Origin of the sequence: Dactylosporangium sp. CA-152071, assembly GCF_050936335.1 — a bacterium.
In the GTDB taxonomy this organism is placed as follows: domain Bacteria; phylum Actinomycetota; class Actinomycetes; order Mycobacteriales; family Micromonosporaceae; genus Dactylosporangium; species Dactylosporangium maewongense.
This window is the reverse complement of record NZ_JBNJMZ010000001.1, coordinates 8,890,178-8,910,302: the sequence shown is the minus strand read 5'-3', so window position 1 is coordinate 8,910,302 and position 20,125 is coordinate 8,890,178. Positions and strand designations below refer to the sequence as shown.

The 20,125-nt window shown below is 70.5% G+C and carries 15 protein-coding genes and 3 pseudogenes; 5 read left to right on the top strand and 13 right to left on the bottom strand.

Annotated features, from left to right (window positions below; translation table 11 throughout):
* Positions 1–248: 248 nt before the first annotated feature.
* The 7 genes from ACQEVZ_RS40045 to ACQEVZ_RS40015 form a co-directional block, all read right to left on the bottom strand.
* Complete coding sequence (locus tag ACQEVZ_RS40045) at positions 249–1,610, bottom strand: EsaB/YukD family protein (RefSeq protein ID WP_433376442.1); 1,362 nt, start codon at positions 1,608–1,610, stop codon at positions 249–251.
* Entirely contained in the window at positions 1,610–1,921 is a 312-nt protein-coding gene (locus tag ACQEVZ_RS40040; protein WP_433376439.1) for a WXG100 family type VII secretion target, read from the bottom strand. The genes ACQEVZ_RS40045 and ACQEVZ_RS40040 overlap by 1 nt, the downstream gene beginning before the upstream one ends.
* Positions 1,922–1,943: 22 nt before the next feature.
* Entirely contained in the window at positions 1,944–2,261 is a 318-nt protein-coding gene (locus ACQEVZ_RS40035) for a WXG100 family type VII secretion target (RefSeq protein ID WP_433376436.1), read from the bottom strand.
* 106 nt (positions 2,262–2,367) lie between these two features.
* Complete coding sequence (eccCb, locus tag ACQEVZ_RS40030; protein ID WP_433376433.1) at positions 2,368–6,342, bottom strand: type VII secretion protein EccCb; 3,975 nt, start codon at positions 6,340–6,342, stop codon at positions 2,368–2,370.
* Between the two features lie 7 nt (positions 6,343–6,349).
* Positions 6,350–8,974, bottom strand: a complete 2,625-nt coding sequence (locus tag ACQEVZ_RS40025) for a right-handed parallel beta-helix repeat-containing protein (RefSeq protein ID WP_433376430.1) — start codon at positions 8,972–8,974, stop codon at positions 6,350–6,352.
* Complete coding sequence (locus ACQEVZ_RS40020; RefSeq protein WP_433376427.1) at positions 8,971–9,657, bottom strand: hypothetical protein; 687 nt, start codon at positions 9,655–9,657, stop codon at positions 8,971–8,973. Before ACQEVZ_RS40020 ends, ACQEVZ_RS40025 begins: the two co-directional genes overlap by 4 nt.
* A gap of 1 nt (position 9,658) precedes the next feature.
* Positions 9,659–10,300 (bottom strand): response regulator transcription factor, encoded by a 642-nt coding sequence (locus ACQEVZ_RS40015; RefSeq protein ID WP_433376424.1) that lies wholly within the window; start codon positions 10,298–10,300, stop codon positions 9,659–9,661.
* 226 nt (positions 10,301–10,526) lie between these two features.
* Between ACQEVZ_RS40015 and ACQEVZ_RS40010 the strand changes: the two genes are divergently transcribed.
* Positions 10,527–10,874, top strand: coding sequence for a YbaB/EbfC family nucleoid-associated protein (locus ACQEVZ_RS40010; protein ID WP_433376421.1), 348 nt, complete (start codon positions 10,527–10,529; stop codon positions 10,872–10,874).
* A 3-nt stretch (positions 10,875–10,877) separates the two neighbouring features.
* Here ACQEVZ_RS40010 and ACQEVZ_RS40005 read toward each other — a convergent pair whose 3' ends face one another.
* On the bottom strand, positions 10,878–11,396 hold the full coding sequence (locus tag ACQEVZ_RS40005) for a hypothetical protein (protein WP_433376418.1): 519 nt from the start codon (positions 11,394–11,396) through the stop codon (positions 10,878–10,880).
* Between the two features lie 245 nt (positions 11,397–11,641).
* Here ACQEVZ_RS40005 and ACQEVZ_RS40000 point away from each other — a divergent pair, with 245 nt between their 5' ends.
* The 3 genes and pseudogenes from ACQEVZ_RS40000 to ACQEVZ_RS39990 all read left to right on the top strand — a co-directional run bounded on the left by ACQEVZ_RS40000 (position 11,642) and on the right by ACQEVZ_RS39990 (position 15,323).
* Positions 11,642–11,923, top strand: coding sequence for a hypothetical protein (locus tag ACQEVZ_RS40000; protein ID WP_433376416.1), 282 nt, complete (start codon positions 11,642–11,644; stop codon positions 11,921–11,923).
* 59 nt (positions 11,924–11,982) lie between these two features.
* Positions 11,983–13,635: a WXG100 family type VII secretion target gene (locus ACQEVZ_RS39995; RefSeq protein ID WP_433376413.1), complete on the top strand. Its 1,653-nt coding sequence runs from the start codon at positions 11,983–11,985 to the stop codon at positions 13,633–13,635.
* Between the two features lie 180 nt (positions 13,636–13,815).
* Positions 13,816–15,323: pseudogene (locus tag ACQEVZ_RS39990) on the top strand (ISL3 family transposase).
* A gap of 90 nt (positions 15,324–15,413) precedes the next feature.
* Here ACQEVZ_RS39990 and ACQEVZ_RS39985 read toward each other — a convergent pair.
* From ACQEVZ_RS39985 to ACQEVZ_RS39965, 5 genes and pseudogenes are all read right to left on the bottom strand, one after another.
* Positions 15,414–16,004 (bottom strand): annotated as a pseudogene (locus ACQEVZ_RS39985) (IS256 family transposase); the annotation flags it as partial.
* A gap of 333 nt (positions 16,005–16,337) precedes the next feature.
* A complete protein-coding gene (locus tag ACQEVZ_RS39980; RefSeq protein ID WP_433376395.1) occupies positions 16,338–17,429 on the bottom strand; it encodes an IS110 family transposase in 1,092 nt (363 codons plus the stop codon).
* Positions 17,348–17,674, bottom strand: coding sequence for a hypothetical protein (locus ACQEVZ_RS39975; protein ID WP_433376398.1), 327 nt, complete (start codon positions 17,672–17,674; stop codon positions 17,348–17,350). The genes ACQEVZ_RS39980 and ACQEVZ_RS39975 overlap by 82 nt, the downstream gene beginning before the upstream one ends.
* A gap of 72 nt (positions 17,675–17,746) precedes the next feature.
* Positions 17,747–18,163: pseudogene (locus ACQEVZ_RS39970) on the bottom strand (IS256 family transposase); the annotation flags it as partial.
* Positions 18,164–18,203: 40 nt separating this feature from the next.
* On the bottom strand, positions 18,204–19,193 hold the full coding sequence (locus ACQEVZ_RS39965; protein ID WP_433376410.1) for an ISAs1 family transposase: 990 nt from the start codon (positions 19,191–19,193) through the stop codon (positions 18,204–18,206).
* A 137-nt stretch (positions 19,194–19,330) separates the two neighbouring features.
* On the opposite strand from ACQEVZ_RS39965, the gene ACQEVZ_RS39960 reads away from it, so the two are divergent.
* Positions 19,331–20,098, top strand: coding sequence for a DUF6431 domain-containing protein (locus ACQEVZ_RS39960; protein ID WP_433376258.1), 768 nt, complete (start codon positions 19,331–19,333; stop codon positions 20,096–20,098).
* Positions 20,099–20,125 lie beyond the last annotated feature (27 nt).

The window sequence follows — 20,125 nt, the reverse complement described above, 5'->3', positions numbered from 1 at the left end:
TCGACAATGTCTGGACTGGTCAAAGTACATTCTCCCACATGATCACGTAGGGCCCGGGCAATGTCCACATAGGGCGGTCAAGTCCGACGATCCACCCGCCGAGCTCGGTCAAATTCGTTGAGCCCTCATTGCCCGGCTCGCGCCGCCGGAGCTATCCCTGGTCCGGTGGGACCGACTCCTGAGGATGTGCTGAACCGTAACGGCCCTCACCCGAGCACGGTTGAGGGCCGCCCCACCGCCGCCCGATGTCATGAGACTATGTCGCGGCCCATCGCGAGCAGCTCGGTGTACACCCCGAAGACGCCCATCGCCAGGGGCGCCACCGCGAGGTGGCAGAGCATGCCGATCACTTCGGCGGCCGAGCGCCGCCCGGCCGCGGCGGCACCGCCGAGCGACACGTCGGACGTCCCGCCCCTGATCGGCATACGGACGACGGTGACGAACAGGCCAGCGCCGAGCACCACGCAACCGCCGAGCAGCAGCACCGTCGCGACGCCGCCAGTGCCGGCCCACCGGCCGGCGAGTTCGGCGACGACGGCGAACACCCCGGTCAGGGCGGCGGCGCCGAACCCGACCGTCTCCGCGAACGTGCCGGCCTGCTGGGTCCGCACCAGCAGCGTCACGGCCGCCACAGCGGCGAGCAGCAGCGGGAACCAGCCGGGCGAGCGGGCCAGGACGAGCATCCCTGCGGTCAGCGCCAGCAGCGGACCGGCGATAAGGGCGGTGAGCAGCCAGTCGGCCCGTCCGAGGAGCCGGCCGACGGACGGGGCCGCGGGGCGCTCGGCCCAGGCGGTGATCGTCGCAGCGAGCCACTTCGACAGGCCGAGCAGCCCGACGGCGAGCACGACCGCGGCCGCGGCGACCTGCGCCGGACCGACCTGCAGGAGGATCAGCAGCGGGCAGACCAGCGCCGCCGCGACCGCGTGCAGCTGCAGCGCGGCAAGGACGGCGTCGGGCACGGCGGTGAAGGCCATGACGACGCCGAGGTTGGCCCCGGCGATGATGCCGATCCAGAAGTACCCGGGGCCGGCGAGCCCGGTCGCGAGCAGCCCGCAGGCGACGGCGACACAGGCGGCAGCGGTGACCGCCATCCCGAGCGGCAGGGCGGCCGGGACCGTGGTGCGTCGCTGACCGAGCAGCCACGCGGTGCCCAGCAGCGCCAGCCCGGTCACCGCGAGCCCGGCGGCGGCACCAGGGCCGCCCGCGCGCGCGGCCAGGACCGCGGCGGTGACAGCGAGCCAGACCAGCGCCAGGCCCGCGACGACCGCTCCCCGGCGCGGCTGCGCCGCCCGGGCCCGTTCGCGCCCCTCCGCGACAAGCTCTGCGATGTCCTCAACCGCGGGCTCGAGTGCCGGGTCGCCGGCGAGGTCGGTGAGGTACAGCACGGCGCCGTCGACGATCCCCGCCTCGGCCAGGGACTCGTGGATCGCGATCGGGGCGGCGCCGGGCGCGGCGAGTGACCAGGCGGGCGGGAACACGTCGTCGCTGTCCTGGCCGCACAGCTCGGCGAGCCGGCCGACGTACTCGCCGACCGGCGCCGCCGACGGGACGGTGACGTCGGCACGCTTGCGCGTGCCGACGACGGTGACCCGGCTGTACTGGTCGAGCATCAGTGCTTCCAGTAGTTGCCGTTGACCGCCTCGGTCTCGGCGTAGTTCTCGAAGTTGACCTTCATCGCGTGGGCGATGGCGGTGAGGATGCCGTGTTCGCCGAACAGGCCTTCCGCGCCGGAGTGCCACATCGCCTGATAGTTCTGGTATTCCAGCTGTGTGGCGCCCTGCCAGATGTCGGCGAGCGGTGCGAGCTTGCCGTGCAGCATGCTCAGCTCGCCGACGAGCAGGTCGGAGGCGCCGTGCAGGAACGGGCCGGCCTCGGCGAGGCTCGCCGGTACCCGCAGCTGGGTCGACTCGACGTTCGCCATCAGGTGCTCTCCTTGTCCCGCCTCACAGCCGGACGGGCTGCATGGCGACATCGACGTTCTGCAGGTTGCCGCCGACGACGCTCTCGTTGTCGACGTAGTTCAGGTAGTTGGTGTGCAGCCCTCGCCCGATGCCGGTGAGGGCGATGTGCAACTGCTGCGCGTAACCGTCCCAGTTGACCATCAGCTGCTCGAACGACGTGGCGGCGACGCCCTCCCACTCGGCGCGCAGGCCGATCACGTACCGCTTGAGCGTCTCCAGCTGCTCACCGATCTGCTGGGCTGTCTGCTGGCAGTCGACCGAAGCGTCGGCGAGGTACTGCGGGGTCACGACAAACGCCATGGTGATCTCCTTCCCATCGGCTCTTCCTCGACAGCAGGATCGCAGTACGGGCGCGGACCCTGCCATCTCCCGTATGCGGTGTCCCACCGCGCCGGATCGGGGTACGTCACGCGGTGTCCGTCAGTGCCACCTGGATCAGCCGGGTAGCGGTGCCGCGGCGGACCAGCGTGCCGCGCCCGGGCACCCGTTGCGCGGCGCGTTCGGCACCGAACACCGTCCCCTCCCGCGGGTCGCCGGAGAGCACCAGACCGGCCGCGCCGAGCTCCTTGACCCGGTTGAACAACTGGTCGCCGAGCGCCCGGCCGGAACCAGCGACCCGGCGGGCGAGGACCACGTGCAGGCCGATGTCACGGGCGTGCGGCAGGAGCTCCACCAGGGGCCCCAGCGGCGACTGCGGCCCGCCGCCGACGAGGTCGTAGTCGTCGACGACGACGTAGATCTCCGGCCCCTCCCACCAGGTGCGTTCCCGCAGCTGCTGCGGGGTGATCGTGGCGGGGGGCAGCCGCTCCCGCAGTTTGTCGGCGACCTGCTCGGCGTAGGTGGCGGCGGCCTGCGCGTCGGCGGCGTACGCACCGAGGTGCTCGTCGGGCACCGCGCCGAGCAGGGAGCGACGGTAGTCCACGACCACGGCCCGGACCTGCATCGACGACTGCCGGGCGGCAAGACCGGCGAGCCAGGTCCGCAGAAATTCGGTCTTGCCGGAGCCGGTGTCGCCGAAGACGATGAGGTGTGGGTCGGCGCCGGACAGGTCGACGACGGCCGGGCCGAAGTCCGGCTCGCCGATCCCGACCGGGACGGCAGCCTCAGGCAGGTCGGCCGGGACGTCGAGGTCGGCCGCGGCGAGCCGCTCGGGGAGCATCCGCACCGCCGGAGCCGGCTTCCCCTGCCACGACTCGGCCAGCTTGCCGAGCACGTCCTGTTGAGCCTCGCGGATGCCCTCGTCGTCGTCGCGACCATCGGCGCGCGGCAGGAGGATGTGCGCGTAGACCCCGGGCGGGACCAGCGCCCGGCCGGGCACCCCGGCCGGCATTCGCTGGGCCATCCGCCGATGCACGTCGGACTCGGTGTGGTCGTTGAGCCGCAGTTCGAAGCGGGCGCCGATCGAGTCCCGCAGGGCCGGGCGGATGTCGAGCCACCGGTTGGCGGTGAGGACCAGGTGCACGCCGACACCGAGCCCGCGAGCGGCGATGTCGGTGACGATCCCCTCGGCGCCGTCGAACTCGGCGCGCAGCGCGCCCCAGTTGTCGACGAGCAGGAACACGTCGGCGGTGCGCAGGTCGGCCGGCAGCCGCCCGGCCTTGCGGCGCATCCGGAAGTCCTCGATCGACTCGATGCCGAGGTCACGGAACAGCCGTTCCCGCTCGGTGACAACGGCCCGGACGTCGGCGAAGGTCCGGCCGACGTGCTCGGCGTCGAGCCGGCCCGCGACGCCGCCGACGTGCGGGGCGGCGGCGTACGGGTGCAGGGTCTCCCCGCCGAAGTCGACGCAGTAGAACTGGACCTCCTCCGGCGTGTGGGTGAGCATCGCCGACAGCATCAGGGTGCGCAGCAGGGTGCTGCGGCCGGACCTGGGCGCCCCGACCACCGCGACGTGGCCGTGCGGGCCGGCGAAGTCGAGGATCATCGGCTCCTGGGCCTGTATGGCCGGAATGTCGAGCACCCCGACCGGCACGGCGAGATCGCCGGTCCCCGGCCAGGTGGTCGCGGTGAGGCCACGCTCGGGCTCGGCGGCGAGCGGCCCCAGCAGCGAGTCGAGGGGGACCGCCGGCGGCAGCGGCGGCAACCACACCTGCCGGGCGGCGGGGCCGAGCCCGCGCAGTTTGCGCACGATGATGGAAAGCTCCGTGCGCTCCGGCTCCCCTGCCGGCCGCGACGTGTGAGGCTGCGGTGCCGGCGCCGGGGGCTGCTCGTCGTCGGCGCTGCGCAGCCCGAACGGCACGATCGGGATCAGCGCCTCGACCGGCTCGCCGTGCCCTTCGCCGGGCACCGGCGCGGTCACGTGCGCGACCCGGAACCGCTGGTAGATCGACTCGTCGACCTTGAGGTAGGCGGAACCGGGGATCGGCGGGAGCTGGTAGGCGTCCGTGTTGCCGATGACGGCGCGGCTCTCCTGCGCGCTGAACGTGCGAAGGCAGATCCGGTACGACAAGTGGGAGTCGAGGCCACGCAGCCGCCCTTCGTCGAGCTTCTGGGTCGAGAACAGCAGGTGCATGCCGAGGCTGCGGCCGACCCGGCCGATCTGGACGAACAGCTCCACGAAATCGGGGCGCTGGGACAGCAGCTCGGAAAACTCGTCGATGATGACGAGCAGATAGGGCATCGGTTCCAACGGGTGACCCGAGGCCCGGAGCCGCTGGTACTCCCGGATCGAGTCGACGTTGCCGGCCGCCCGCAGCAGCTGCTGGCGGCGCTGCTGCTCGCCGGCGAGCGCGGCCTGGACCCGGTCGATCAGCGCCGCCTCCTCGGCCAGGTTCGTGATCATCCCGGCGACGTGCGGCAGGTCGGCGAGCGGCGCGAACGTGGCGCCGCCCTTGAAGTCGACGGCGACGAAGTTGAGCACCTCCGGCGAGTGCGTCAGGGCGAGCCCGGCGACGAGGGTGCGCAGCAGTTCGCTCTTGCCGGAGCCGGTGGCGCCGACGACGAGCCCGTGCGGGCCGGACCCGCCCTGTGCCGACTCCTTGAGGTCGAGCACGACATGCTGCCCCTCGCCGTCGGTGCCGATCGGCACCTTGAGCAGCCGGTCCGCGGGGGCGGCGGCCCAGCCTGCGGCGATGTCGTTGTCGAGGCCGCCCGCGCCGAGCAGGGTCTCGGTCAGTGACACGGTCCGCGCGAGCATCTGCTCCTGCTCGTCGTTGAGCGTGAGCGGCGCCAACGCCCGGGCGACGAGGTCGGCGGTCACCGGCTCGATCGCGTCGGCCTCGGCGCCGTCCGGAACGCTGCCGTTCCGCCCGACGACGCGCAGGAGGTTGTCGGCGTCGACGGTGACCCGTACGTCGACGCGGCCGGGCTCGTCGGCGTCATGCTCGCCGATGAACAGCAGCGTCAGCCCGTACTGCGACCCGGCAGCCTCGAGCAGGCTGCGCAGCAGCGGGCCACGACCGAACTCCGACATCGGGTCGAACCCGGTGAACACGACGAGCAGCCGCTGCTGGTGCGGGGCGGCCGACCGGTCGTAGCCGACGGCGAGCCGGCGGGCGGACTGCGCATCCTGGCGGCGGGCGAGCTCCCGTTCGAGGAACCCGGTGAGGTCACCGGGGCCGGCCGCGACGAGGGACGCCCGGGTGCCGGGTTCGACCGCGTGCGGCAGCCACTTCACCCACTCCCACTGTGCCCCGGCGGTGGCGTCCACGGCGACGAGGACGTCGTCGGGCGCGTGCAGGACCGCGACCTGGCACAGCAGGGCCCGGGCGAGGGACTCGGCACGGTCGGGCGGGCCAAGGATGCTGATGACGCCCGCGGCGCCGATCTCGAGCGGCACCGGCTGCCCGCTGACGGTCCCCATCCGGTCGACGAGCCGGCGAGCGGCGCTCATGCACTCCCAGTCGTAGTCGGCGAGCGGATCCAGCCGGGCGCCGATCTGCAGCGGGGTCGCCAGGACGGCATCGCCGCGGCCGATGCGCACCTGCAGAAAGTCGGGATCGCCCTGGCGCCGCTCCCAGACCCGCCGGGCCGCGGCGGCAACGGCGAGGAGCCGATCCGGTTCCGGGTGCCCCCAGGCCCCGAGCGTCCGCTGCGCGGCGGCGACCTCCCGTGCGCGGCTGCGCACGTCCATGAGCATCGCGCGGTACCGTGCCCGCTGCCGGACCCTCGCCCGCCGCTCCGTGTGGCGGGTCTGGGTCCGCATGCCCACGCCGGCACCGAGCGACACCACCGCGAAGACGATGGCCAGGGCGATGAGCGTGGGGCGGCCGTAGGAGACCATGTAGGCGGCGATGCCGAGGCTGCCCATCAGCGGCAGGATCATGGCGATGGCGTTGAACGCGCTCTGCTTCACCTCCGGCGGGGCCGGGAGGACGACCTTGTCGTCGGGGGCCGGCGGCGGCATGAACCGGGCCGGACGATGGAACGAGAGGCGAGCCATAGCATCCTTACCGATCGGGTGTCACGTCGAGCAGGTCCTGCGGAGCCAACTCGGTCAGCTGGTCTGTGGTCGGGTCGGCGAGATCGGCGACGCGGGCGGCGTGCCGCTCCGTCATCCGCTGGAACACCCGCCGGGCGTAGCGGCCGTTGCCGAAGCCCGGCCCGCGGTCGACGTCCTCGAAGTGCAGTCGCAACGCGTCCAGGGTCGCCGGCCCGAGCGTGTACCGATGCTCCGCCGCCTGGTACTCCACAATGGACACCAGTTCACCGGCCGTGTAGTCGTCGAAGGTCAGGGTGCGGGTGAACCGCGACGACAGGCCAGGATTGGTGGCGATGAGCCGATCCATCTCGTCCGGATAGCCGGCGACGATGACGACGACCTCCTCGCGGTGGTCCTCCATCAGCTTGACCAGCGTCGCGATCGCCTCCTGGCCGAAGTCGGCGCCGTGACCGTCGGGCACCAGCGCGTAGGCCTCGTCGATGAACAACACGCCGTGCATGGCCCGGCGGAACACCGCCTGGGTCTTCGGGGCGGTGTGCCCGACGTACTCGCCGATGAGCGCGGACCGGTCCGCCTCCACGAGGTGGCCGGCGCGGAGCATGCCCAGCGCCTTGAGAATCCGGCCGTACAGGCGGGCAACGGTCGTCTTGCCGGTGCCCGGATTCCCGGCGAACACGAGATGCCGCGACAACGGTGGGGGCGGCAGGCCGGCCTCGCGACGCCGGTTCACCATCTGCACCAGCTTCACCAGCGCACCGACGTCCTGTTTGACCCGGTCCAGGCCGACGAGCAGATCCAGCTCGGCGAGCAGGGCACCGAGGTCGGGCGTCGCGGTGTCCGCGGACTTTGCCTGTGGTGCCGCGGCAGAAGCCGGCGCCTCGTCGAAGACCGGCGCCGCGGTTACGTCGATGTTGAGCTCGGTGTCGCAGTCGTGGATGGCGAGGCCGTGCAGGATCGGACGGGCGTCCGGCCCGACGTACACCGCCGGGAAGTCAGTGCCGGACACGTCGGCACCGAAGACCCTCGCCCGGCATTCCTCGCCGAGATAGAGGCCGTTCTTGGCGCAGCGGGCGACCGTCAGGTCACGGATCACCGGCGCGGAACCGGTCCACGCGACGAGCCCGCTGCCGGCGGTCCGCTCGACCCGGCAGTCCTCGACGAGCGGCACCGCAGCGGCCCCGACGGAGATGCCGGCGGCGCCACACGCGGTGAACCGGCTCGATCGCACGATCGCTGAACGACCTGAGCCGATCTCGAGGCCGTTCTGGGCGATCTCGCCGACCGTGCAGTCCTCGACGAGCGGCCGGTGCGGGGTGTCAAGCTGAATGCCGGTGCCGCAGCCGTGCACGGACACGGCCCGTAGCCGGGCGTCGCCGCCCTCCTCGACGCGGACACCGGCCTGTCCCGCGGCGGAGATCCGAGCGCCGTCGAGGGTGAGCAGCGCCCGGCCGGTGACCCGCACACCGCACTCCGGCGTCGTGTCGACCTCGCACGCGGTAAGGGCGGCGATCGTCGTGCCGCCGAGATGGACGGCGGTGTACCCGGATCGGTGGGCGACCACGCCGCGCAGATCGGCGCGGCTGTCGTCTTCGAGGAAGAAGCCGTTGGCGCCGCTGTCGGCAACCCGGCAGTCGCCGATCCAGGCCCGGGCCCCGTCACGCAGCGCGAAACCGGTGCTGCGGGTGCCGGTGACCGCACAGTCGCGGGCGAGGAGCTGGGCCTGCCCGCCGGCCAGCACGCCTGCGGCGCCCGCGGTGTCGATCGTGCAGCCGAGCAGCACGGCACGGGCATCGCCGGACAGGGCGACCGCGGTGCCGCCGGTCCGCCGCACTTCGCAGTCCACGATGGACGCCCCACCGACGTCGGTGCCGGGGTCCGGCGCGTCGGCACCCCCCAGAGCCGGGTCCGGGTCGCGCCACCAGCCCTCGAACGGGGCACTGCCCGCGATGTGCAGGCCGTCACCGTCGTTGTCGTGCAGTTGCGACTCGCGCATCCGCAGCCGCCCCGCGCCGGCCACGACCACCGCCGCCGTCGTCGTCCTGGAGATGACCGCGCCCGTGACGACCGCGGTGGCTTGCTCGGCGACCTGCAGCCCTGCCTTGCCCGTGCGCCGGATCGTGCTCGCCGTGAGGGTCACGGCGCCGCCCCCGCCCACCGCGACGCCGACCCCGTCGACATCCTCGACCGTGCAGCCGGCCACCTCGGCCCGGCCCCCGTCGACAACACGCAGACCGGCGCCCGTGCCCGCGAGAACACAGTCCCGCAGCACGGCAGCCGACCGGCCGGCGACCCGCACCGCGCCGGCGCCGATCCGGCACCCGGTCAGCCGTGCCTCGCCGTCGATGGTGACCGCGGTCCGGCCGTCGCCGTCGACGGTCAACCCGTCGACCTCGACCGGGCCGGACCGCAACACCAGCGCCGGGCCGTCGCCGGAGACGAGCCGGACGTCGCCGCCGGGCTCGGCAGCGATCTGCAGTGGTTTGTCGACGACGACGCTCTCCACGTACGTGCCCGCGGCGATGACGACCGTCGTGCCGGGCAGGGCCATGCGCACGGCGGCGCCGATCGTCCGGTGCCGCCCCCAGCCGCGGGCGCCGACCCGCTCGACCCGGCCCGAGCTGAGGGAGATCACCCGTCCCTCCCGCAGCTGACCCGGATCTGGCTCACCACGACCCGGCCGTCCTTGGGTTCGGGTGCACCGCCCGACGCGGCCAGGCGTACCGTCAAAGCCCCCTCGTACAACGGAAACGCTCCGGCATCGGTCCAACCGGTCGGGGCCTTGGCCAGGTCCAGCTGGAACGTCGCCGCCACAGCACCGTTGCGGCCGGCCAGCACGTGGTAGGTCGTCATCTGCGTCGGGGCGGCCTCGGGGCGGTACACCACGACGGTGCAACGTCCGGCCGTGAACCCGGGGCGGAACGTCCACAGTGCACCCTCACTCGGCGATCCCACCGGCACGGTGACGTACGCCCCGCGGCAGCCGTCGCCGGTCCACCCGCCACCGGGGACGGTCGTCCACCGGTCGGTGCGGCCGAACGCCTCGAATTGACGGTCGGTGCTGCCGCGGCAGTCCCAACCGGAGACGGCGGTCCAGGCGGCCGGCGCGGCCGCGGCGGTGCGCCGCTTGCGGTCGTTGCCCAGCAGACCGGCGATGAGCCCCGCGACGATCACACCGATGACGATGACCAGGGCGAAGAGCAGCACGCCTCGCAGGCCGGCGGCGAGACGGTCGGCACTCGGCCTGGCCCTGGTGTGCTCGACGAAGGCATCGACGAACTCCCACCGCTCCGCGTGCGGTGCCGCCTCCTGTGGCACCTCAGGCGGCCGGGTAGCGTCGGAGGTCGCCGGGCACGTGGCCGAGCTCGATGGCGAGCCGGGTCAGCTCGGCTTTGTTGCCGGCGTTGAGCTTTGCCCGGATGCGCTTCGCGTAGGTGTTGACGGTCGCTTCGGTCAGCCCCATCCGCCCGGCGATCTGGGCGTGCGTGAGGCCGCGCGCGATCCACCGCAGTGTCTCCACCTCGCGTGGGGCAAGCCCGGCCGGGTCCTCGTTGACGTTGCGGACGATCTCGCTGCGGAACCGGCTGGTGAGGTCCGGCGAGACGTAGAACCCGCCGAGGCCAACCGTCTGGAGGGCGGCGACGATGCTCGGCCCCTCGGAGTAACTGGACACGAACCCGCACGCGCCGGCCCGCAGCACCGCCCCGAACGTCAGCGGCCGATCCCATGAGGAGCTGACGACGACCGGCGCCTGGGCGCCGAGCTTCTCGATCGCCGCCAGGGAAGGGCTGCTCGCCTGCGGCCGCAGGTCGAGGATGGCCACATCGAACCCCGTCGCGGAATCGAGGTCACCGGCGCCCGCCACCGACCGCGCGACCTCAAGGCCGACCGTGTCGGAGATGAACTTCTCCAACCCGGCCCGCCGGACCGGGCGGTCGTCCACAACGGCGACAGCAAGCATGGAATCCTCCTCGTTCGGGTTCGTGCCCGTGTAACGAGCAGGGGGACGTCCGGGTTCAGGCGCGAGCGAGATCGTCCGGACGGCCGGCCGTCGAAACTGCGCCGCTCTTGCTCTTCGCCAGGTTCGCCGCTGAGGACAGCCGGAAAGGGACTTTGTCGTCGTCCCGCGGTTGGTGCGAGGGTCGATCCTGGGGCCGGCACGGCGCCGGCCGCATAGGGAGGGTGAGATGGCCTCGGACCTGGATGCAATGATGGCGAGGACCGCAGCGCTTCGCGACCAACTTGAGCAGATGCAAGCGGGCATGCAGGACGCGGCGGCCACCGTGTCGGTCGGCAACGGGCTGGTCACCATGACGTTGACGATGCACGGCGCCATGCGTGACCTGCGCATTGATCCCAGGGCCGTCGACCCGCGGGACGTCGGTGCGCTGGAGGCCCTCATCCGTGAGGCGCACGCGAGTGCCTCGGCCAAGCTGCAGCAGCAGGCGGAGGAACGGTTACGCCCCATCGGCGACTACCTGGGCGAGTTCGGCCAGGTGTTCGGCGGCGATCCGGGCCGGTCCGCCGACAGATGACGCTTACAGCGGCGGCTGGTTGTACTCCTGGATCGGACCGTCGAAGTACCGCCGGTCGCCGGTGTTCGCCCCTGTCTCCGTGCCCCCGGCCGGGTACTCCATGCCCTGCGGGATCTTGTCGCGCCGCACGTCGTGATTCGGGTCGGTGACGAGGTCGGCCATCCATTTGAAGTTGTAGTAGAGATTCTGTTCCGTCAGTTCGTAGATGGCCGCCGCACCGGAGATGGCGGCAGCAAACCGGTTGAGCGCACCCGGCTCGATGACGCCATCGGCCTTCGCCTCGTCGTCGTCGGGATTCTCCCCAAAGAAGTCGATGATCACCGCGTTGTACAGCGCGCGGAACTCATCTGCCCGCTGCTGGGTCGGCCCGGCCCAGCCGATCGCCAGCTCACTCCACCGCTTGTTGATCAGGACAAGTTCCTCGCTGATCTCCTTGCGGAGGTTGTTGACAGCGAAGCCGACACGGTCGAGCGACTTCTGGTCGACCGTGAACGCTCCGCCCGTGTTGTAGTCGGCACCCATGTTGACTCCCGTCGTCTCGTCACCGCTGTCACGATGGTGCGTCCGGTGAGCCGGTCACCGGCAACGTCCCAGTCACGGTGACCTCGAGACGCATCCCGACAAGGGCTTGTGGTTGCTCTCCCGGGTCTGGCTACCCTCGGTGCTTCACTGCCTCCGCGCCGGCGCGGGCCACGACGGCCTCGTCAGCCCTGCGCACCACCGCCCGGAATGTTGTTTCCGCTGAGCCGATGACGAGGACGGTATAGATGGACAACTTTGTCGTCACACCGCAGACCCCGCCTCTTGAGCCGATCGCCTCACCTGCGAGCCTGCCGTTGCCACCCACCGTGGTGCGGCTCCCGTCCGCACCGGCGGCGGTGCTACGCCGCGTTCTCGCCGGACGGCTCCCCCATCCGATGCGCGTGCCGATGGCCGCGGTCGCCCACGCCCAATCGATTCGCCGGGTCGTGCGTGCGGTGCCCGTGCGCCTCCAGACGCTGCCCGTGCGCTTCCAGGCGCTGCCCGCCAGCTCGGTGGTGCAGCGGTGAGCAGGCCATCGCCGGGGGACGGGTTCACGTTCACGGAATTCGACGCCGAGGACAGGCCGTTGCGGGGCACCTACGACCCCGACGGCCCCGGCGGCAAAGACCCCATCCCCGTCACCATCACCTACAACCCCGACCACACCACCACCCAAACCACCGGCACCGGCCCAACCGCCACCATCATCACCACCAACACCGCCGGCGACACCATCTCCCTACGCTCCGGACCCTACGAATACACCAAATTCAACAACGCCGGCCAACCAACCCAAGGCACCTACGACCCCGACGGCCCCGGCGGCAAAGACCCCATCCCCGTCACCATCACCTACAACCCCGACCACACCACCACCCAAACCACCGGCACCGGCCCAACCGCCACCATCATCACCACCAACACCGCCGGCGACACCATCTCCCTACGCTCCGGACCCTACGAATACACCAAATTCAACAACGCCGGCCAACCAACCCAAGGCACCTACGACCCCGACGGCCCCGGCGGCAAAGACCCCATCCCCGTCACCATCACCTACAACCCCGACCACACCACCACCCAAACCACCGGCACCGGCCCAACCGCCACCATCATCACCACCAACACCGCCGGCGACACCATCTCCCTACGCTCCGGACCCTACGAATACACCAAATTCAACAACGCCGGCCAACCAACCCAAGGCACCTACGACCCCGACGGCCCCGGCGGCAAAGACCCCATCCCCGTCACCATCACCTACAACCCCGACCACACCACCACCCAAACCACCGGCACCGGCCCAACCGCCACCATCATCACCACCAACACCGCCGGCGACACCATCTCCCTACGCTCCGGACCCTACGAATACACCAAATTCAACAACGCCGGCCAACCAACCCAAGGCACCTACGACCCCGACGGCCCCGGCGGCAAAGACCCCATCCCCGTCACCATCACCTACAACCCCGACCACACCACCACCCAAACCACCGGCACCGGCCCAACCGCCACCATCATCACCACCAACACCGCCGGCGACACCATCTCCCTACGCTCCGGACCCTACGAATACACCAAATTCAACAACGCCGGCCAACCAACCCAAGGCACCTACGACCCCGACGGCCCCGGCGGCAAAGACCCCATCCCCGTCACCATCACCTACAACCCCGACAAGACCTCACGCATGAATGTCGGCGACAAGGACTACATAGAGTTCAACGCCGACAATGTGCCGGTTGTGGTGGTGCGCGGCGGGGTCACCTACACGGACTTCGACCAGAAGACGCTCAGGCCGACCAAGATGATCAGCGAAGGCGTCGAGTACCGGATCGCGTACCTGCCCGGCGACCAGACCAAGTACCAGACGAAGGACGGATCCTGGGTCCGCTACGACGGCAACGGTGCCCCCGTGACGATTGGTAAGGGTGACAAGACACTCATCACCTTCGCGACGGACCTGCCCAAGCTCCTGGACGGAATCCAGTACGTGAAGCATCGACGGTTCATCCTCGACGGGTTCATGACAGAGCTGTTGTACTGGATCCGCAGCGCGCCGCAGTTGTGGACCGGCCCGGCGGCCGACGCATACCGCGAGTACATGAACGAGGTCGTCAGGAGCAGCGAACACCTCATGCGGGTGCTTGACGAGGCCATCGTCCGTATGCAGACGACGTATGACAACTACGTCAACGTCGAGACCCGCAATGCGAACAATCTACGGTCGTCATAGACGCCGGTCAGCTGCGAACGGCACGCAGCCGGACCGGCGCCATTCCCGGGTCCGGGCGCTCGACCAGCCGAGCCCGACGCGGGACTGTAAGAAATTCGGCTCTGGCGCAGAGACGGTGGTGGGGTCTGTCCTTAGTGGTCGGTCGCGGTAGGGCACACTCCATGCCGGTGTGCCTCCGACGTGATCAAGGTGTTGTTGCCTCAGCTGTCCTCGCTGTTGATCGATGCGGTGGTGGAGCAAGGATCGACGCTGCTGGTCAGAGCTCGGATGCCGACGGTGGCGGTGGTGTGTCCGCAGTGTGCTCAGCCGACCGGACGCGTGCACGCCTATCACCTCCGGCGGCTGGCCGATTTGCCGGCCGCGGCCGTGGCGTGGTCGTTGAGCTGCGGGTGCGGCGTCTGGTGTGCCAGACCGCCGGCTGTGCGCGACGCACGTTCCGGGAACAGGTACCCGCGCTGGCGCACCGGTGGGCTCGACGTACCCGGCAGCTGACCGCGCTGATCGCGGACCTGGCCGTGGTCGTGGCCGGCAGGTCCGGTGCCGCAGTGCTGTCCCGGCTCGGCGTGCGCGTCTCCCGCAGCACGGTGCTGCGGGTGCTCATGGGCATCCCGACCCCGGCCGGTCCGGCACCGGCCGTGCTGAGCGTGGACGACTTCGCGCTGCGCCGCGGCCGCCGATACGCGACCCTGCTCATCGACGCGGTCACCCACCGCCGTATCGACGTGCTACCCGACCGCAAGGCCGCCACCCTCGCGGCATGGCTGCGCGAGCATCCCGATGTCGAGGTGGTCTGTCGCGACGGGTCCGCAGCCTACGCCGAAGCGATCCGCGCCGGGGCACCACAGGCGGTGCAGGTCAGTGACCGCTGGCATCTGTGGAACAACCTCGCCAAGGCGGTCGAGAAGACCGTGACCGCACACAGCAGCTGCTGGCACACCGGCCCACCCCGCCAGAGCACGGCACTCGACGAACGCACCAAGACCCGGCACGCCGCCGTGCACGCTCTGCTCGAGCAGGGCGTCGGTCTGCTGGAATGCGCCCGCCAGCTGGGCTGGGCACTCAACACTGTCAAGCGCTACGCCCGCGCAGCGACCGCCGACGAGCTGCGGCGGCCACCGAGGTACCGGCAGACACTCGTCGATGCGTACCGCGATCACCTGCGCCGCCGCCTCGCCGAGCAGCCCGACGTCGCGGTGACCCGACTGCTGGCCGAAATCCGCGATCTGGGCTACACCGGCAGCCACAACCTGCTCGTGCGCTACCCCAACCAGGGCCGCGCCGACGCCGAACGCACCCCGCCGTCACCACGCCGCCTGGTCTCCTGGCTGATGACCAGACCGGACAAGCTCCCCACCCACCACCACAATCACCTCGACGACCTTCTCGCCACGTGCCCGCACCTGACCACCCTGGCCGAACGGGTCCGCGAGTTCGCCGGCCTGCTCACCACCCGCCGCGGACAAGACCTCGACACCTGGATGACCACCATCGAAACCGACGACCCGCCCGCCCTGCACACGTTCACCCACGGACTGCGGACGGACCTGCCAGCGGTCGCGGCCGGGCTGACCCTGCCCTACAGCAACGGCCCCATGGAAGGCGCCAACACCAAGGTCAAGTTCCTGAAACGCCAGACGTACGGCCGAGCCGGATTCGCGCTCCTACGACAGCGGATCCTGCTGGCATAAGGTCACCAACCGCCGACCACCCTCTTCGCGCCAGAGCCAACTTAACGGTGGAAGTGTTGTTCAGGTCTGGGTTTCGGTAGTTGTGGGTGTCTATGTGCGGGGGTTGGAGAGGCGTCCGTCGAAGGTGATCTCGAAGGCGTTCAATGCCTGTTTCCAGCGGTTGGACCAGCGTTGCCGGCCGCGGCCGGTGGGGTCCAGGGACATGACGGTGAGGTAGAGGATCTTCATCGCGGCCAGCTCGTTGGGGAAGTGGCCACGGGCGTTGACCGCGCGGCGGAACCGGGCGTTGAGACTCTCGATGGCGTTGGTGGTGCAGATGATCGACCGGATGTCGGTGTGGAAGGCCAGGAACGGCACCATCTCCGCCCAGGCGTTGGTCCACAACCGGACGATCGCCGGGTACTTCTGTTCCCAGGTGGCGGCGAACTCGGCGAACCGGTCCAGGGCGGCCTGCTCCGACGGCGCGGTGTAGACCGGCTTGAGCGCGGCGGCGATCGCGGTCCAGTCCTTGCGAGAGGCGTATTTGAACGAGTTTCGCAGTAGGTGCACGATGCACGTCTGGACCACCGTGCGGGGCCAGACGGTGGCGACCGCGTCGGGCAGGCCCTTCAGCCCGTCGCAGACGACGATGCACACGTCCTGGGTGCCGCGGTTGCGGATCTCGGTCAACACGCGGAGCCAGCTGTTCTGAAGCACATGTCAAGGGCCTGTTGGGCGTGTTTCTCCGACCTGACGTGATGGCCAGGTTGTTGATCTCTATGGCCGGAGTGGTGCTGGGTGCGTGGCGGCGTTTCCGGTGCGGTGCTTACTCATGTAGTCGCGTTCGTGACGCTGGCTGTTGTGCGCACTCGCGTGAGCGGAAGAGACCGGACGTCTTGCTGGCTACGCAGTCCAGGCTCGGCTGCTGATGCTTGACGACGTCGCTCCGGCCCCTGCCACCTTCGGCCTTGCGGTCGTGCCGCAAGGAGACTGCATCCGGTCGACCCCGGGGTTTATGGTGGCTGCTGAGACCGGTTACGTCGCAGCGGTCGCCGGGTCGGCGGCCATGGCGGACCGGTCTCGCCGCTGACGGCCGGAGGTGCTGGCTGCCCACTTGGCCGGGTCGTAGGGCTGCTGCGATCGGATCACCGCGAACGCAAGCCGGTGGGCGCGGTGCGCCACGGCGATGGCGGCCACCATCGGCTTCTTCCCCGCGTCGACCAGCCGGCGCTTGTAGGCGGCGAAATCGTTGTGGTGCAAGGCGATCCCGGTGCCCAGGGCGATCATCGCCTGCCGTAACTCGACCGAGCCGACCTTGCTGATCTTCACCTTGGCGGTGCGCCGTCCAGCCGACTCGTAGCTGGTGGGGGCCAGACCGGAGTAGCGGTAGGCCGCGCCGGCGTTGGCGAACCGGGCGGGATCGCCCAGGGCTGCGCCGTAGTAGGAGGCGGTGAGTGTCCCGACGCCGGGTATCGAGGTCAGCACCCCGGCGGGTGTGTCGGGCAGCAGCTGCGCCAGGCGCTGGTCGCAGGCGGCCAGGTCGCGTTGCAGGGCGTCGAACACCTCGACCTCCGCGGCGAGCAGTCGCGCTGCGGCGGCGCGTTGCGCGTCGGGCACGCACATCGCCTCGCCCGCCGCGGCGATGACCTGGGCCGCTTTCGGGCGGGTCATCCGCACCTGACGGGATCGGGCGTGGTGCACCAGTTCCTCGGCGCTCATGGCGGTCACCCGCGCCGGGTCGGGCAGCGTGGCCAGCAGCATCCGCAACGTCTTGGCCTCCAGGCCGGTGGTGAAACACCCGGTCAGGCCCGGGAACGCCAGATCGGCCAGGGCGTGGACCTGGCTGCCCAACGCCTGCGCGGCGGCCAACTTGCGCCGGCGGTGGGCCACCCATACGACCTGCTCAGCCATCGCGCCGTCCTGGCGGTGCAGCGGCCAGCCCTGCCCCCGCACCAGCAGCTCGACCATAGCCGTGCAGTCCCGCACGTCGGTCTTGACCCGCGCAGCTCCGAGCTGAGCCCTGGCCATCTTGACCTGGTACGGGTTCAACTCGACCACGTCGAACCCGTTGCTGCGTAACGTGGTGGCGAGAGCTTGGTGGTAGTGCCCGGCGGCTTCGATGCCCACCGCACGCTTTCGGCACCCACCCGCTGCCGCGTAGCGGCGATAGTCGTCACGAGCTTCCCAGCGCCGGAGACGGTGAGGTCGAACTCGAACGGCGCAACGATGATCTGTCCATAGTGGTCAGCGACCAGAGCCACCGCGGTGCGCTTACCGACGTCGACCGGGACCACCAGACAGCGCTGCGGCGCCAGATCACGGATGCGATCCACATAGCCAGCCTGAGCGACACCACCGGCGAAGCTCGCCATATCAACCTCCTTCAGGGGAAAGATCAGCCCACTCTCCCAAAGGAGCGGTCCCGGACCTGGGACCTACTATGAGAACTTGGCGCCCTCACCGCCGTCGCCGGCCCACAACCCCAGGATGTCCCGGGTGCCCTCGACCGTCACGGCCAGGGCGACGTAGATCGGCCGGTTCGCGACCTTCCCGTCCCGGATCTTCACGTGGATCGCGTCGAGGAAGATCGCCGGGTAGACCGGGTCCAGGGGCCGGTTCTGCCACTCCGTCATCCCCTCCACGACCTTGTCGGTGATCGTGGAGATCGTCTGCCGGGACACATCCGCGCCGTACACCTCGGCCAGGTGCGCGGCGATCTCCCCAGTCGTCAATCCCTTGGCCGACAACGAGATCACCATGTCCTCGACCCCGGTCAACCTACGTTGCCGCTTCCGCACGATCTGCGGCTCGAAACTGCCGTCCCGATCGCGTGGCACCGCGAGCTCGACCGGACCCACGGCCCCGGCGTTGTTCTTCTTTGTCGGTTTTGATCACGGTTTGTTAGATGCCGTAGACGGCGAAGGTGTCGGTGCGGTCGTGTAGGTCGCGGCGGGCGTGGGCGATGTTGGCGCGTCCGGCGAGGCGGAAGGTGTTCAGGGCCAGGTTGCGGAAGGTGGCCGCAGCGCGTGGTGCGGTGCCGGTTCTGAGCTGGGAGTCGTCCTCATGGAAGGTCACGTCCCGGGTCCGATGTAGACGGTCCTCGACAGTCCAGTGCCCTCTCGCGTAGTGGTTGAGGTGTGCCGGGGTGGCCTGCTCTGCGTCGAGGCTGACGATGCCGTGGATGATTTCTTTGCTGGTGCGTACGCCGTCGAGGCCGCCGGTGTCGCGGCGTAGCCGGAAGACTTGCCGGGCGCCGGGGAACACCGTGTCGTGGCAGGGTGCGACGCGTAGGGTCCGGCGTTCGGTACGTCCGTGTCCCCGATCGTCGGTGACGCTGGTGCGGTCGGCGAACTCGGTGTCGGTGCCGGATAGCAGCGCTTGCGCGGCCTGCAGCGCGAGGGGCTGGTTACCCTTCAGGATCAGCAGGTAGTGGGCGTTCAGCGGTCCGGTGATCAGCCGGGCGGTCTGCTTCGTCGTGTGCAGCGCGTCGAGGGTCAGCAGCATGCCGGCCACGTCCAGGGGTGCGAGCAGGTCGGGGATCACGGTGGTCTCGCCTCGCTTGTCGCCGACCTGGCGCTGACCCAGGATCACCCCGCGCTCGTGGGTGACCGCGGCGACCAGGAACACCTGCCCAGCTTCGGTGCGGGTGCCGTGCAAGAGCTTCCCGTCGATCGCGACCGCGGGCAGCAGCCCTGCCGGCGCCGGGTGGGTTACCGCCCGGACCGCGGCGCGGCGCTGCTCACGCTCGGCCGGTTCGTCAGCGGTGGCGGCAATCACCGGAGGCGGGGCGTCACCACGCACCACGTCGGCGGCGTAGCCGCAGGTCGCCGCATCCAGGGCGTCACCGTCCAGGCCGGCCAGGACCCGCCGGAAGGTGCGTTCGCTGGGCACCAGGTACCGGCCGGTCAGCGGGTTACGCCGAGCTCCGAGACGGTGCAGGACATCCTGCGGGGTCCGCGCCGCCCACTGCTGTTAGCCGTCACCGAAGGTGACGACGAGTTTGCTCTTGTCCGTCATTGATCTTGAGGATGTCTGTGGTGCAGCCCGGAGGGGTTGCGCTTGTTCGTGCGCGTCATCACCGTGAGGACGTTGCTGCAGGCAGCGGCCCTCCCGGTGTTCCTTTGGCCAGGCGCTCGGGAGGGCCGCTTCGGTGCGGAGGCACCTTGGTGATGACGGTAAACGACGACCCGGCTGGGGTCGAACGGCAGCTCGGGGCGGGTGGGCTGTGTTGTCCGGGTTGTCAGGGCCGGTTGACCGGGTGGGGGTGGGCGAGGCGGCGTCTGATCCGGGGTGAGGCGGGCCGGCGGTGGCTGGTGCGGCCGCGGCGTACTCGCTGCTCGGGCTGCGCGGCGACGCATGTGCTGTTGCCGGTCGGTGTGCTGGTGCGCCGGGCGGACGAGATCGGCGTGGTCGGTCGGGCCCTGGCCGCGACGGCGTCCGGGCTGGGTGCGCGGCCGGTCGCTGCGGTGGTGGATCGCCCGTTGGGGACGGTGAGGGGCTGGCTGCGCCGGTTCGCGGGCAAGGCTGAGCAGGTCCGGGCCTGGTTCACCGGGCTGCTGGTGGCCGTGGCGGCCGATCCGGTGGTGCCCGGCCCGGCCGCGACGGTGTTCGCCGATGCCGTGGCCGCGATCGAGGCCGCGGCGCGGGCGGTGGCCGACCGGTTCGCGCTACGCATGGTGACGGCGTGGCAGGTCGCCGGCGCGGTGTCCGGTGGCCGGTTGTTGTCGCCGGACTGGCCACCGGATCGGCCGCTGGAGTGGATCAACACGAGTTCGCCCTGGTCGGCGGCCGTGTGACCGGCAACCCTCAACATTTGCCGATCT